The organism is Fusicatenibacter faecihominis (genome assembly GCF_020686945.1).
In the GTDB taxonomy this organism is placed as follows: domain Bacteria; phylum Bacillota; class Clostridia; order Lachnospirales; family Lachnospiraceae; genus Limivivens; species Limivivens faecihominis.
In genome coordinates, this window is the sequence record NZ_JAJEPR010000002.1 from 169,306 (window position 1) to 183,811 (window position 14,506).

Below are 14,506 nucleotides of genomic sequence, written 5' to 3' on the forward strand. Positions count from 1 at the left end.
TATTGCAGTCGGAAAATCAAAAAAGAAAGAGAAAAGGAGGAAGTGTGATATGAATACTGAGAAAAAGCCGGGAAAATTTCAGGTGATCTTTCGATTTCTGAAAGGCAGCTTCTATCTGTTTGTGCTGAGCCTCGTGTTTTCCGTGCTTTTCACAGCCTGTAATGCCCTGACCCCGCAGATCATCCGCTATGCCGTGGATCATATTCTGACAGGAGTCGGAGACAGTTACGGGAGACATCTTTTGTTTCTGGCGGCAGGGGCCGTTCTTGTGGCGGCGATTTTGTCAGGAATCTTCAACTATTTCAGCAAGATGACACTGGCAAAAGGTTCCGAGAATTTCATGAAGAACATCCGTGATACCCTGTTCCACCACATCGAGAAGCTGCCCTTCGCCTGGCATGTGCGTCATCAGACCGGAGAGATCATCCAACGCTGTACCTCAGACGTGGAGGTGATCCGAAACTTCGTCTGCAACCAGATGCCGGATGTGTTCCGAATCGTTTTCCTGATGGTTCTGTACCTGGGAATCATGTTTTCCATGAACGTGAAACTCTCTCTGGTGGCGGCTGCTTTTATCCCGGTCATCGTGGGTTATTCCGGTTTCTTTTATTCCAAGATCGGAGACCGGTTCATGAAGGCCGACGAGGCGGAGGGAGCTCTCTCCAGCACTGTGCAGGAGAACCTCACAGGCGTCCGGGTTGTCCGGGCCTTCGGAAGAGAAAAATTTGAGATTGACCGTTTTGATGAGAGAAACGAGCGGTTCGCGGGGCTTTGGATCAAACTCGGCGGAATCATGAGTGCCTACTGGGCCACCGGCGATTTTATCACCGGCATCCAGATCCTGACGGTCTTAGTTACCGGAACCGTACTGGTTGTTCATCAGGAGCTGACGCTGGGCGAGTTTCTGGCCTTTGTTTCCTACAACTCCTCTCTGACCTGGCCGATCCGAAGTCTGGGAAGAATCCTCTCAGATATGAGTAAGGCGGGAGTTTCCGTGGAACGTGTGGCCTATATCCTCGACGCGGAGGAGGAAAAAGAGGAGGGCAAAGCCCTTCAGCCGCCTCTTGACGGAGATATCTGCTTTGAGCATGTAACCTTCGCCTATGATGAAGAGCATCCGATTCTGGAGGATATGAGTTTTACAATTCCGGCGGGAAGCACCTTTGGAATCCTGGGAAGCACCGGCAGCGGAAAATCGACGCTGATGCATCTTCTGAACCGGCTCTATGATCTGCCGCCCGGCAACGGAAGGATCACGATCGGAGGCGTGGATATCCGGGATATTAAGAGAGAGTATCTGAGGGCCCATATCGGTATGGTGCTTCAGGAGCCCTTCCTGTTCTCCAGGAGCATCGGGGAAAATATCTCCATCACAGAGGAAACGCCCCATGAGGAGCGGATTCACCATGCAGCAGAGATTGCCTGCGTGGATGAGGCCATCGAGCATTTCACAGACGGCTACAACACGATTGTGGGAGAGCGGGGTGTGACTCTGTCCGGCGGCCAGAAACAGCGTGTGGCCATTGCCCGGACTCTGATGATGAAAGCGCCGATTCTGGTCTTCGACGATTCCCTTTCCGCTGTGGATGCGGAGACCGACGCGAAGATCCGTCACGCGCTGAAAGCGGAGATGGAGAAAGCCACGGTGCTTCTTATTTCCCACCGGATCAACTCGTTAAAGCAGGCCGATCTCATTCTGGTTATGGATAAAGGAAAGATCTGTGAGCTTGGAACCCATGAGGAGCTGATTTCCCAGGAAGGCATTTACAAAGATATTTATGAGATTCAGATGAACAGCGACATCCGTGTCATGGAAGGAGGGAAAAAGGCATGAGACTGGAAGAAAAAGAATACACAAAATCCTTTGATTACTCCATCTGGAAACGGATCTTTCCGTTTCTCAAACCCTACAAAAAAACGGTAATTATGATCCTGGTCATGAACCTGTTCTGCTCCCTGGTGGATATCATCCTTCCGTTGTTTCAGCGGTATGCCATCAACCATTTTATTGAGGGAAACACACTTACGGGCATCGGCTTTTTTACCGTGCTTTATATTGTGGTCATCGCGCTTCAGGGTGCGGCGGTTATCGCTTTTACCCGGGGCAGCATGCGGATCGAGATGGGCCTTGGAAAGGATCTGAAGCGGGCGCTTTTCGTCCACCTGCAGACCTTGTCCTTCTCCTATTACAATGTGACTCCCGTGGGCTATATGCTTTCCAGAGTCATGAACGATACCGGCAAGATCTCAGGTCTCATCGCCTGGAACTTCGTGGATCTTCTCTGGGCTCTCACCTATGTGCTGGGTGTTTTTGTGGCTATGCTTTTCCTGAACTGGAAACTGGCGCTGGTCATCATGCTGGTGGTACCTGCCATCGCCCTTCTGACTTTTTACTTCCAGAACCGGATTCTCAAATGGAACCGGCAGGTGCGTAAGATCAATTCAAAAATCACCAGTGCCTACAACGAGGGTATCATGGGAGCCAAGACTGCCAAATCTCTGGTGGTGGAGGAGAAAACCTACGGCGAATTTCAGGAGATCACCGGGGAGATGAGAAGCGCCTCAGTACGGGCGGCAAGGCTCAACGCCGTTTATCTGCCACTGGTGCTTTTCTGCGGCTCTCTGGCGACGGCCATCGTCCTCGCGAGAGGCGGCATTCAGGTCTTTGAGAATGCCATGCTGATCGGTACGCTCTCTGCCTTCACGACTTATGCAGTGGGCATCTTCGAGCCGATTCAGCAGATGGCGAGGAACCTGGCGGAGTTCATTTCCGCCCAGGCCAACATCGAGCGTGTCACCGGCCTTCTGGACGAAGAGCCCCAGGTGGTGGATTCCCCGGAGGTCATCGAGAAGTACGGAGATAGCTTTTTCCCGAAAAAGGAAAACTGGGAGCCCATCAAAGGCGATATCGAGTTCCGCGATGTGAGCTTCCATTATCCCGACGGCAAGGAGGAAATCTTAAGCCACTTTAATCTGAAGATTCCGGCAGGAACCAATGTGGCCATTGTCGGCGAGACCGGAGCCGGAAAAAGTACGCTGGTAAACCTGGCCTGCCGCTTCTTTGAGCCGACAGGAGGCCAGATTCTCATCGACGGAAAGGATTACCGGGAGCGGAGCCAGCTCTGGCTCCACAGCAGTCTGGGCTATGTGCTTCAGAATCCGCACCTGTTCTCGGGAAGCGTCATGGAGAATATCCGCTACGGACGACTGGATGCCACCGATGAGGAGGTCATCGCGGCCGCGAAAGCCGTTCATGCGGATCAGGTGGTGGAAAAGATGGATCTTGGCTATCAGAGTGATGTGGGAGAGGGCGGCGACCGGCTATCAACCGGAGAAAAACAGCTGATCTCCTTTGCAAGAGCAGTTCTGGCAGACCCCAGAATTTTCGTTCTGGATGAGGCCACTTCCTCCATTGATACCCAGACCGAGCAGCTGATTCAGAAGGCTACAGATAAGATTCTCAAAGGAAGAACTTCTTTCCTGATTGCCCATCGTCTTTCCACAATCCGCAATGCGGACCTTATCCTTGTGGTGAAGGACGGAAAGATCATCGAGCAGGGAAAACATCTCGAGCTTCTGGAGCAGAAAGGTTATTATTACCAGCTGGTACGTCGGCAGTTTACTGAAGAGGAATCCCAGAAGATCCTCGACTAAAGAAAACATCAATAAGACAGAGACGGAGAAAAAACGCCCGTTTCTGTCTTATTTTTTGTACAGTCTTTTCTGTAGAATTTTCAAAAAGCTTGACGGTTTATAGAAAAACCATTATAATAAAGCGAACGAAAAATTAACAAAGGGGATAATAGAACCAATGAGAGTGATCGCCGGAAAAGCGCGGAGCCTCCACCTGAAAACCATCGAAGGCCTGGACACGCGCCCGACTACAGACCGGATCAAGGAGACCTTATTTAATATGATAAACGACGAACTGTACGGTGCTTCCTTTCTGGATCTTTTTTCCGGGAGCGGCGGCATCGGCATCGAGGCCTTGAGCCGCGGAGCGCGGAAAGCCGTTTTTGTGGAGAGCAGCCGGAAAGCTGCCGCCTGCATCCAGGAAAATTTAAAGTTCACCCGGCTGGCCTCCGACGGGGAAGTCCTTGTCATGGACGTTTTCCGAGCGCTGGATCTGCTGGCTGTTCGGGGAGAGAGCTTTTCTGTGATTTTTATGGATCCGCCCTATAACCGGGACCTGGAAAAAGAAGTTCTTTCCAGACTGAAAGATTCCCCGCTTGTGACGGAGGAGACACTGCTGATCGTGGAGGCTTCTCTGGAGACAGATTTCTCCTATCTGGAGGAATTTGGCTATGAAGTATTAAAGAGAAAAGAATACAAGACAAATGTCCATCTGTTTTTGCAGAGGGCAAAAGGAGCAGATACATGAGACGAGCAGTTTACCCGGGCAGCTTTGACCCGGTTACGTTCGGCCATCTGGACATCATCCGAAGATCCGCCACTCTGGTGGATGAGCTGGTGGTGGGAGTGCTGAATAACTCCAGCAAAACACCGTTGTTTTCCGTGGAAGAACGTGTTAATATACTATTGGAAGCCACAAAGGATATTCCAAATGTACGGGTCGAGTCTTTTTCCGGCCTGTCTGTGGATTTCGCAAAGAACTGCGGCGCCCGGTTTATCGTCCGGGGGCTTCGGGCAATTACCGATTTTGATTATGAGCTTCAGCTGGCCCAGACCAACCGTATCATGAACGCAGAGGTGGACACTCTGTTTCTGGCGACGAGCCTGGAATACGCATACTTGAGCTCTTCCACAGTGAAAGAAGTAGCTTCTTACGGCGGAGACGTGTCAAAGTTTGTACCGCCTTTTGTTGTTGATAAAATCTATAATAAAATATGGTCGAAGAAAAACCAGAAGTAAGGAGAGAATATCGCCATGAGCAGCAGAATTGAGCAGATCATCGAAGAAATTGAAGAATATGTGGACAGCTGTAAATTTCAGCCCCTGTCTTCCACCAAGATCGTTGTAAATAAGGAAGAACTGGAGGAGCTTCTCCGTGAGCTCCGCATGAAGACTCCCGACGAGATCAAACGTTACCAGAAAATCATCAGCAACAAGGATGCGATCCTTGCCGACGCTCAGTCCAAGGCAGACGCTATCGTTGCCGAGGCCAGAGAGAAGACCCAGAGCATGGTAACGGAGAGCGAGATCATGCGGGAAGCCACTGAGCAGGCCAATGACCTTCTGGAGCGTACAAACCAGCAGGCTCAGGAGATCCTGGATAATGCCACCAACGACGCCAACAACATTCGTATGGGTGCTCTCCAGTACACAGACGATATGCTGGCAAACCTGGAGAAGATCATGAGCCACACGATTGATGGCGCTGGCGCGAAGTACAGCAACTTCATCAATGCTATCCAGTCCTGCTATGATATCGTGAGCAAGAACCGCAGCGAGCTTTCTCCCCAGGCAGCACCTACCAACTACGGCGCACCGGAGACCGAAGAGTCAGAAGCTCCCGCTTACGACGAGCAGCAGCCCGAGGAAAACTAAGACCAGAGGAAAAAGCTGACAAAGAGAAAAGTCAGGGCGGCGGTCACAACCTTGGAGAACACATATTTTTTCAAGGAGAGACCGGAACCCTTGAGAACACTTGAGGTCTGGGCCATAGCGCTCAGGCCTCCGAAGGCTGTCAGAGGAATGAGAAACTGATAAGCAGTTTTCAGGGGAAAAGTCTTTACGACGCCGGAAATCCCTGAGGTGATCTCCAGCATTCCGCCGAGAAGAGCCGCTGTTTTTTTCGGGAGAAAAGGAAGACAGGCGGTCATTTCTGCCAGCACGGAAAAGAGAACCACATAGCCACCCAGCTTCAGGAGGGTGTTTACCGCGTCATAGATACAGGCATCCAGAAGTTCAAAACGGATTTGGACAACGGATGCATTTTTTATGCCTGAAAAGGCAGGAGTTTTTCTGTGAAAAAGTCCGGGTCTCGTGAAAAGGCCGTAGAGGATGGCCGTTCCGTAGAGAAGAAGCAGTGTGGGCAGAAGAAGGTCCGGTCTCTCAAGACTCTCCGTCACCAGAAAGGTGATGACGAAGGAAGGGCTCACGTTGTTAATAAAGCCCAGAAGATAAGAGGCTTCCTCAGGGTCCATCCGCCCGTTTCGCGTGAGATCCGCCAGCACCTTGGCCCCCATGGGAAAGCCGCAGAGGAAACCGATGAAGCAGGCATAGCTTCCCAAAGGCGAGACGCCAAAAAGCCGCCCGAAAACCGGGGCCAGAAGAGAAGCCGGAATATGTACCAGACCGGTGTGGATCAGAAAACCGGAGAGAATCAGAAAAGGCAGCAGGGTGGGAACGAGGGTGCCGAACCAGAGATTTAAGCCCCGCCTGGAGGCAGCGAGAGCCGGGACGGGAAAAAGCAGCAGAAAGAGAAGGGTGGCAAGAAGGAGAAACGCCAGAAGCCATTTTTTCATAGAAAAAGCTCTTCCGTTTTTTTACAGCCTATGTGGGAGCAGCGGGAAAAAGAAGGTTCTTTTTTATGAAGTTGCCGCATAAACTGGTCTGAGGGCAGAGAAGGGCGGAAGTTTGTGGGAAAAAATGGAAAGCAGGCAGTTTTTCTGCTGACGCTCGTGCTTTTTTGCGGGATTTTCCGGGGACAGCTGTTTCGCCATGCCCGGCTGATGAACCTGTCCGGAAACTTAAGGGAAAGCAACGTGTTCCGGGAGATGGAATTCTCCCCGGAGGCATTGGCCTCACTGGATGCGCTCATGGAGGATGGATATGAGCCAGGGCGGCTTCTCTCTGTGCTCCTTCCCTGGAGAGATTTCCGGGTCCCGCCAAAGACCGTCTGGGATCGGGAGACCTATCTTAAGGCGGCGGAGGTGTTTCAGACTTACCGGCCGCTGGAATTGAAAGATTTTCAGAATGCCCTCTCCGCGGTCTGGGATGACCTGGAGGAGTTTCCGGTAAGCTGTGAGCCTACCTACGAGGATTCCTGGCTTTTTGAGCGGAGCTTCGGAGGGGAGAGGCATCACGAGGGCTGCGATCTCATGCCGCCGGAGAACCGGCGGGATTTTTATCCGGTCCGCAGTATGACGGACGGCGTGGTGGAAAAGATCGGCTGGCTGACTCTGGGGGGCTGGCGCATCGGAATCCGCAGTTTCCGCGGCGGGTATTTTTACTATGCCCATCTCTCTTCCTACGCCCGGGATTTTCAGGAAGGAGACCTGGTATCGGCCGGCGGTCTTTTAGGCTATATGGGAGACAGTGGCTACGGCCCGGAAGGAACGACAGAAAAATTCGATGTGCATCTGCACGTCGGAATCTACATAGAAGGAAAGAATCAGGAGGAGATCAGTGTGAATCCTTACTGGCCTCTCCGGTATCTGGAAGAAACAGGAAAAGAATAGATTTATCATGAAAAATATGGTATATTGAACATGTTCGGCATATGACAAGGAAATGCCGGAGAACCATCTCTCAAACATAAGGAGGATTATATGGAAATACAATTATGGAGAGAGATCCTGAATCCTTATGATCTGGCAGTGAAAGAGCTCACTGTGAAATTTGAACATCTGATTCAGGAACATCGTCAGCAGGGGCTGTATTCCCCGATCGAGCAGGTGCATGGAAGGGTCAAGACGATTTCCAGCATCCTGGATAAAGCGCAGAAAAAGAATATTCCTATCAATGAGATAGAAGAAAAACTGGAGGATATCGCGGGCATCCGGATTATCTGCCAGTTTGTGGAAGACATCCAGAAGGTGGTGGAGATCATCCGCTCCCGGACGGATATGAAAGTCATCGAAGAAAAAGACTATGTCAACAACATGAAAAACAGCGGCTACCGCAGTTATCATATGATTATTGAGTACAATGTGGAGACCATGAACGGGCCCAAATGCATTCATGCGGAGATCCAGATCCGGACTCTGGCCATGAATTTCTGGGCCACGATCGAACATTCTCTCCAGTATAAATATAAGAAGAACATTCCGGATCATATCCGGGAAAAACTGAGCAGTGCGGCGGATGCTATCATTGTTCTGGATCAGGAGATGTCCCAGGTGCGTAGCGAGATCATGGATGCCCAGAATGCGTTCCAGATCCAGGCAAATCTGGTGGCGGATATTTTAAATACGATCCAGAACCTCTATCAGCTGGCAAACAAGCGGGAGATCGCCAAGATTCAGGATGAATTTTACCAGATCTACAAGGCCGAGGATCTGGATCAGCTGCGGCGGTTCCAGAAACAGCTGGATGTGATCGCAGAGGGCTATCGGGCCCAGTCCTGTTAATGAATACAAAGGAGAGTACGAAGTGAAACTTCCGGAAGACTACATAGAATCCATGCGGCAGCTCCTCGGGGAAGAGGAACTGCAGAACTATCTGGACTGTTTTGACGCGCCCAGAACTTACGGCCTTCGGGTCAACACGGGAAAGATTTCCGTGGAAACATTTTTAAAACGGACACCCTTTCATCTGACACCGGTTCCCTGGGTGGAAAATGGATTTTATTATGATCCGGAGGAGGGCGTGACGAAGCATCCGGATTATTACGCGGGGCTTTACTATATCCAGGAGCCCAGCGCCATGGTTCCGGCCTCCCGCCTCCCCATCGAGGAGGGAGACCGGGTGCTGGACCTCTGCGCGGCTCCCGGTGGAAAATCCACAGAGCTGGCTGCAAGGCTTCGGGGGACGGGGCTTCTGGTGTCAAACGATATCAGCCGTTCCAGAGCGCAGGGCCTTTTGAAGAACCTGGAGCTTTTCGGAGCCGGAAATATTCTCGTCACGAGCGAGACGCCGGAGAGCCTTCTTGGGAACTTCGAGGGCTTTTTCGATAAGATCCTCGTGGACGCTCCCTGTTCAGGGGAAGGTATGTTCCGGAAAGACAAAGATATGGTAAAAAGCTGGATGGAGCATGGGCCGGAATACTATGCGCCGATTCAGCAGGAGATTCTTCGTACAGCGGTGAAAATGCTCCGACCGGGAGGGCTGCTCCTCTATTCCACCTGCACCTTTTCTCCTCTGGAAAACGAGGAGAATTTAAAGAAGCTTCTTGAGGCGGAGCAGGAGCTTGAGATCCTTCCGCTTTCCACGGGGGAGTGGTTCCGCGAGGGGCTGATCCCGGGAACGCTTCGGATCTGGCCTCAGGATATCCGTGGAGAAGGCCATTTCACGGCGCTGCTCCGGAAAAAAGGACAAGCCCCGGAGCACACTCAAAAGGACCGACGGCGTACCACCGTTCTTCCCGAGGGACTCTCGGAGTTTGCCTCTCTTTTTCAGCGCCCGGTTTTAAGCCAGGGCAGGCTGGATGTGCGGAAAGAAAACATTTACCTTCTGCCGGAGGATTTCCCAGAGGTGAAGGGGTTGCGGTTCCTTCGTACGGGCCTTTCCGTGGGAGAACTGAAAAAAAAGCGTTTTGAGCCCTCCCAGGCCCTGGCCATGTATCTCAAAAAAGGAGATTTCAGGCAGGAACTGGATCTTTCCTCCGGGGATGAGCGGCTGATCCGTTATCTCAAAGGAGAGACCCTGGAGGTGTCAGAGGAAGAGGCCGATTTTTCCGGCTGGACCCTGGTGCTGAACGACGGCTATCCTCTGGGCTTCGGAAAACTGAACAGAGGAACACTGAAAAACAAATACTGTACCGGATGGAGGCTTTTATGAGCCAGATAAGACTGGATAAATGGCTGGCGGACGCGGGAGTGGGAACGCGAAGCCAGGTAAAAGAATATTTGAAAAAAGGACGGGTCCGGGTCAACGGAGAACCGGTGAAAAAACCGGAGACCAGGATCTCGGAGGAAACCGACGAGGTGAGCTTTGACGGCGAAATCTTGAGCCGGCCGGGCCTTGCCTGGTATATGTTCCACAAGCCGGCGGGCTGCATCACGGCAGCGAGAAACGGCCGGACCGAGACCGTCATGGATTATTTCGCGGAGGCTCCGGAGAAGGAGCTGGCTCCCGTGGGACGGCTGGACAAGGATACGGAAGGCTTTCTTCTCATCACCAACGACGGCCCGCTGAATCATTTTCTGCTGGCTCCCGGCCGTCATGTGGAGAAGACTTATTACGCGAAGGCGGAGGGGACACTTTTTCCGGAGGCGGAAAAGCGTTTTCTGGAGGGGCTGGATATCGGGGACGACAAGCCCACCCTTCCCGCAAAACTGGAGATTTTAAAGCAGGAGGGGAACGAGGTTGAGCTTCTCCTGACTTTAAGAGAAGGCCGTTTCCATCAGGTGAAACGGATGGTGGAGGCCGCAGGAGCGGAAGTCACTTACCTGAAGAGAATCTCCTTTGGAGGGCTTCCGTTGGACGGGACTCTGGAAAAAGGAGGGTACCGTCCTCTGACAGAAGAGGAAGTGCAGTTTCTGAAAACACAGGCAGGCATGAAAGAAGGATAATATGAGTGGATTTTTACCGATTACGAAAAAAGAAATGAGAGAGCGAGGCATCACCCAGTTTGATTTTGTCTATGTTATCGGGGATGCCTATGTGGATCATCCTTCCTTCGGCCACGCCATCATCAGCCGGCTTCTGGAGTCCCATGGCTACAGCGTGGGGATCATCTCTCAGCCCGACTGGAAAAACGATGAGAGCATTGCGATTTTCGGGGAGCCGAGGCTCGGCTTCCTCGTGTCGGCGGGAAATATGGATTCGATGGTGAATCATTATTCCGTCTCGAAAAAGCGGCGGCAGACCGATGCCTACACGCCGGGCGGCCTCATGGGAAAACGGCCGGACCGGGCGCTGACGGTCTACAGCAACCTGATCCGTCGGACCTACAAAAAGACGCCGATCATCCTCGGCGGCATCGAAGCGAGCCTGCGGCGTCTGGCTCATTACGATTACTGGAGCAACAGCCTGAAACGGTCTGTGCTTCTGGATTCCGGGGCGGATATCCTTTCCTACGGAATGGGAGAGAGGAGCATTCTGGCCATCGCCGAGGCTCTGGACGCGGGGATCGCGGTCTCCGATATCGGTTTCATTCCGGGCACGGTCTATAAGACCCAGCACCTGGAAAACGTCTATGATTACAAGCTTCTGCCCTCCTTTGAGGTGCTTCAGGCAGACAAGACCAACTATGCGAAAAGCTTTTATGTCCAGTACTGCAACACGGATTCCATCACAGGAAAACGGCTGGTGGAGCCCTATCCCAACAAGATCTATGTGGTACAGAACCCGCCCGCCGCGCCCTTGAGCCAGGAGGAGATGGACGAGGTTTATGCTTATCCTTACATGCGGACCTATCACCCCTCCTATGAGAAACTGGGCGGCGTTCCGGCGATCTCCGAGATAAAATTTTCTCTCGTGAGCAACCGTGGCTGCTTTGGAGGATGCAGTTTCTGTGCGCTGACCTTCCATCAGGGGCGGATTATTCAGACCAGAAGCCACGAATCCATCGTGGAGGAGGCGAAGCTTCTCACCCAGGAGCCGGATTTCAAGGGTTATATCCACGATGTGGGCGGGCCTACGGCGGATTTTCGGGTCCGGGCCTGCCAGAAACAGGAGACGAGGGGCGTCTGCCCCAACCGGCAGTGCCTGTTTCCCAAGCCCTGCAAGAACCTTCGGGCCAATCATGAGGATTATCTGGAGCTGCTCCACAAGCTCCGGGAGCTTCCGAAGGTGAAAAAAGTCTTCATTCGTTCCGGTATCCGTTTCGACTATGTGCTGGCAGATCCAGACGATACCTTTTTCCGGGAGCTGGTTCAGTATCATATCAGCGGCCAGCTGAAAGTCGCTCCGGAGCATGTGAGCGACCAGGTGCTTCACTATATGGGCAAGCCGGAACACGCGGTATTTATGCAATTTACGGAAAAATACAAAAAACTCAACGAAAAGTACGGCATGAACCAGTTCCTTGTGCCCTATCTCATGTCCTCCCATCCGGGCTGTACGATGAAGGAGGCCGTGAAGCTGGCGGAATACTTGAGAGACCTGGGGTACATGCCGGAGCAGGTGCAGGATTTCTACCCGACGCCCTCCACGATCTCGACTTGCATGTACTATACGGGGCTGGATCCCCGGACCATGGAACAGGTCTATGTGCCGACGAACCCCCATGAAAAAGCCATGCAGCGGGCGCTGATCCAGTACCGGAACCCGAAAAACTACGATCTGGTAAAAGAAGCCCTGATCAAGGCCCACCGGACAGACCTCATCGGTTACGATAAACATTGTCTGATCCGCCCGGAGAAACCTTCCGAGCGCCCGGCCAAAGCTGCTTCCGGTTCCAGTGGAAAAAGAACCGGTGGGAAACAGCAGGGAGGCGGCGATTTCAGAGGAGCGAAGGGAAAGAACAGTTCCGGAGCAAAAGGGCACCGCAGCCCGATCCGGAATACCCAGAAAAAGAAAGGGAAGTAACAACAGATGAAAAAAGTACAGAAAGGAGAGTACGGCTACATTCATTCCCAGAAGATCTGCCGTTCTTTCATCACCTTTATTCTGCTTCTGATCCCGGTGGTGATCTTTTTCATCGGCCTGGCGATCTATCACAAGCGGGAAAACATGTTTACTTTTGTGGCCATCATGGGCTGCCTGCCGGGCTGCCGCTATGCCGTGGGCATGATTATGATGCTTCTTCAGAAGGAGACGGACCCGGCCGTTTACGAGAAGACCAGAAAGGCAGCGGGAGAGCTTCCGGCCCTCTATGACTGCGTGTTTACGGCCTATGAGAAGACGACTTCCGTGGACGCTCTGGTGCTGGGCCAGGGAAGCGTCATCGGCTATTCATCCAACCCGAAGACCAACCCGGAATACATAGAGAAGCATCTGACGGAAATCCTTCAGGGAAACAACGTGAAACGCACTGTGAAGATTTTTAAGGATTATCGGAAATTTGAGACTCGGGTGAAAGAAATGGCGGCTTCCGAGTCTGCCGGAGACGAGAAGCGAAAGAACGAGAAGGCTGTGGATGTCTTAAAAGCCATAGCCCTGTAAAAAATGAGGGAGGAAGCAGCATGAAACAGTTTACCGTGACCCAGGCGGAGGCCGGTCAGCGGCTGGACAAGTTCCTGGGAAAGTATCTCAACAAGGCGCCGAAGAGTTTTCTCTATAAAATGATGCGGAAAAAGAACATCACCCTCAACGGCAAGAAGGCCGCCGGCAGCGAAAAGCTGGTTTCCGGGGATGAGATCAAGCTCTTTTTCTCCGATGAGACCATCGAGAAATTTTCCGAGCTCCAGCTTCCGAAGGCCCAGGGAAAGCTCTCTGTGATTTACGAGGACGAGCATATCCTTCTGGTGAACAAGCCCGAGGGGATTCTCTCCCAGAAAGCCGAGGCCGACGATATCTCCATGGTGGAGGAGGCCCAGCGCTATCTGCTGAACAACGGAGCCGTAACGGAGGAATCCCTCCGGACCTTCCGCCCGTCGGTGGTAAACCGGCTGGACCGGAACACGAGCGGCATCCTGGCTGTGGGAAAAGACCTGGCGGGGGCCCAGGAGCTGAGCCGCCTTTTCAAGGAGCGGTCCTTACATAAATATTATTACTGCTTGGTCAAAGGCCAGGTGAAGGAGAAAGCCAGGATCAAGGGCTATCTCGTGAAAAATGAGGCCACCAACCGCGTCACCGTGGAAAAAGAGCCGATTGGCAAAGATTCTCTGCCTATCGAGACGGAATACACGCCGGTGGACAGCGACGGGGAACTGACCCTTCTCAAAGTCCTGCTGGTGACGGGCCGGACCCATCAGATCCGCGCCCATCTCTCCTCCATCGGCCATCCGATTCTGGGGGACCATAAGTACGGAGATCCCGCCCTGAATGGCCGGGCAAAGGAGGAGTACCACCTGACGCACCAGCTTCTTCACGCGGCGATCCTCACGTTTCCGGAGCTTACCGGGGAATTGAGTTATCTCTCCGGCCGTACCTTCACGGCGCCGCTGCCGAAGAAGTTTGCGCGGATTCTGGAGAAAAGGGAGATGAGCATATGCCCACATGGAACTCCAGAGGCTTAAGAGGTTCGGTCCTTGAGGACCTCATCAACCGGACAAATGAAATGTACAGGGAAAAGGGGCTGGCGCTGATTCAGAAAGTGCCGACCCCGATCACTCCCATCAAGATCGACAAGGAGCATCGTCATATCACGCTGGCCTATTTTGAGCAGAAGAGTACCGTAGACTACATCGGGGCGGTCCAGGGGATTCCGGTCTGCTTCGACGCCAAGGAGTGCGCCTCGGAGACCTTTGCTCTTCAGAACATCCACGCCCATCAGGTGGCGTTCATGGAAGAATTTGAGCATCAGGGAGGAATTTCGTTCCTCCTGATTTTTTATACCGGGAAAAATGAGATCATCTATCTTCCCTACCGGGAAGTGCGCCGCTTCTGGGATCGGGGGGCCAATGGCGGCAGGAAAAGCTTTCGTTTTGAGGAGATCGCCGTGAGCTATCCGGTGAAACAGCACGGCGGCTTTCTCGTGCCCTATCTGGATGCGATTCAGCAGGATCTTGATGACCGGGATGCGGGGGATTGACTTTTCTCACGAACGGTCGTATAATAGCCACAGATTTTAACGTGGTAGCAATTTACCATGTGAAAGTAAAATGCAAAAAGG

Annotated in this window: 14 protein-coding genes; 13 read left to right on the forward strand and 1 reads right to left on the reverse strand. The window is 52.6% G+C overall.

The features are described 5' to 3' along the window. Positions 1–49: 49 nt before the first annotated feature. The 5 genes from LKD71_RS01945 to LKD71_RS01965 all read left to right on the forward strand — a co-directional run bounded on the left by LKD71_RS01945 (position 50) and on the right by LKD71_RS01965 (position 5,508). Entirely contained in the window at positions 50–1,834 is a 1,785-nt protein-coding gene (locus tag LKD71_RS01945) for an ABC transporter ATP-binding protein (protein ID WP_227614135.1), read from the forward strand. Next, a complete protein-coding gene (locus tag LKD71_RS01950; RefSeq protein ID WP_178044647.1) occupies positions 1,831–3,654 on the forward strand; it encodes an ABC transporter ATP-binding protein in 1,824 nt (607 codons plus the stop codon). Before LKD71_RS01945 ends, LKD71_RS01950 begins: the two co-directional genes overlap by 4 nt. A gap of 157 nt (positions 3,655–3,811) precedes the next feature. Continuing rightward, positions 3,812–4,381 (forward strand): 16S rRNA (guanine(966)-N(2))-methyltransferase RsmD, encoded by a 570-nt coding sequence (gene rsmD, locus LKD71_RS01955; protein WP_178044646.1) that lies wholly within the window; start codon positions 3,812–3,814, stop codon positions 4,379–4,381. Next, positions 4,378–4,872, forward strand: a complete 495-nt coding sequence (gene coaD, locus LKD71_RS01960; RefSeq protein ID WP_178044645.1) for a pantetheine-phosphate adenylyltransferase — start codon at positions 4,378–4,380, stop codon at positions 4,870–4,872. Before rsmD ends, coaD begins: the two co-directional genes overlap by 4 nt. A gap of 15 nt (positions 4,873–4,887) precedes the next feature. Beyond that, positions 4,888–5,508, forward strand: coding sequence for an ATP synthase subunit B family protein (locus LKD71_RS01965; RefSeq protein ID WP_178044644.1), 621 nt, complete (start codon positions 4,888–4,890; stop codon positions 5,506–5,508). On the opposite strand, the gene LKD71_RS01970 is transcribed toward LKD71_RS01965, so the two are convergent. After that, positions 5,505–6,428, reverse strand: a complete 924-nt coding sequence (locus LKD71_RS01970; RefSeq protein ID WP_227614136.1) for a nucleoside recognition domain-containing protein — start codon at positions 6,426–6,428, stop codon at positions 5,505–5,507. The genes LKD71_RS01965 and LKD71_RS01970 overlap by 4 nt on opposite strands. A gap of 114 nt (positions 6,429–6,542) precedes the next feature. Here LKD71_RS01970 and LKD71_RS01975 point away from each other — a divergent pair, with 114 nt between their 5' ends. The 8 genes from LKD71_RS01975 to LKD71_RS02010 all read left to right on the forward strand — a co-directional run bounded on the left by LKD71_RS01975 (position 6,543) and on the right by LKD71_RS02010 (position 14,425). Beyond that, positions 6,543–7,364 (forward strand): M23 family metallopeptidase, encoded by an 822-nt coding sequence (locus LKD71_RS01975; RefSeq protein WP_227614137.1) that lies wholly within the window; start codon positions 6,543–6,545, stop codon positions 7,362–7,364. A 90-nt stretch (positions 7,365–7,454) separates the two neighbouring features. Further along, positions 7,455–8,255: a GTP pyrophosphokinase gene (locus LKD71_RS01980; protein ID WP_178044642.1), complete on the forward strand. Its 801-nt coding sequence runs from the start codon at positions 7,455–7,457 to the stop codon at positions 8,253–8,255. Between the two features lie 22 nt (positions 8,256–8,277). After that, positions 8,278–9,624, forward strand: a complete 1,347-nt coding sequence (locus tag LKD71_RS01985) for an RsmF rRNA methyltransferase first C-terminal domain-containing protein (protein ID WP_227614138.1) — start codon at positions 8,278–8,280, stop codon at positions 9,622–9,624. Then, positions 9,621–10,358, forward strand: coding sequence for a pseudouridine synthase (locus LKD71_RS01990; RefSeq protein WP_227614139.1), 738 nt, complete (start codon positions 9,621–9,623; stop codon positions 10,356–10,358). Before LKD71_RS01985 ends, LKD71_RS01990 begins: the two co-directional genes overlap by 4 nt. 1 nt (position 10,359) lies before the next feature. Then, on the forward strand, positions 10,360–12,318 hold the full coding sequence (locus tag LKD71_RS01995) for a YgiQ family radical SAM protein (RefSeq protein ID WP_227614140.1): 1,959 nt from the start codon (positions 10,360–10,362) through the stop codon (positions 12,316–12,318). 6 nt (positions 12,319–12,324) lie between these two features. Next, entirely contained in the window at positions 12,325–12,894 is a 570-nt protein-coding gene (locus tag LKD71_RS02000; protein ID WP_178046970.1) for a hypothetical protein, read from the forward strand. Between the two features lie 20 nt (positions 12,895–12,914). Then, positions 12,915–13,910, forward strand: coding sequence for an RluA family pseudouridine synthase (locus LKD71_RS02005; RefSeq protein ID WP_178046969.1), 996 nt, complete (start codon positions 12,915–12,917; stop codon positions 13,908–13,910). After that, positions 13,883–14,425 (forward strand): Holliday junction resolvase RecU, encoded by a 543-nt coding sequence (locus tag LKD71_RS02010; RefSeq protein ID WP_178046968.1) that lies wholly within the window; start codon positions 13,883–13,885, stop codon positions 14,423–14,425. Before LKD71_RS02005 ends, LKD71_RS02010 begins: the two co-directional genes overlap by 28 nt. Positions 14,426–14,506: the final 81 nt, after the last annotated feature.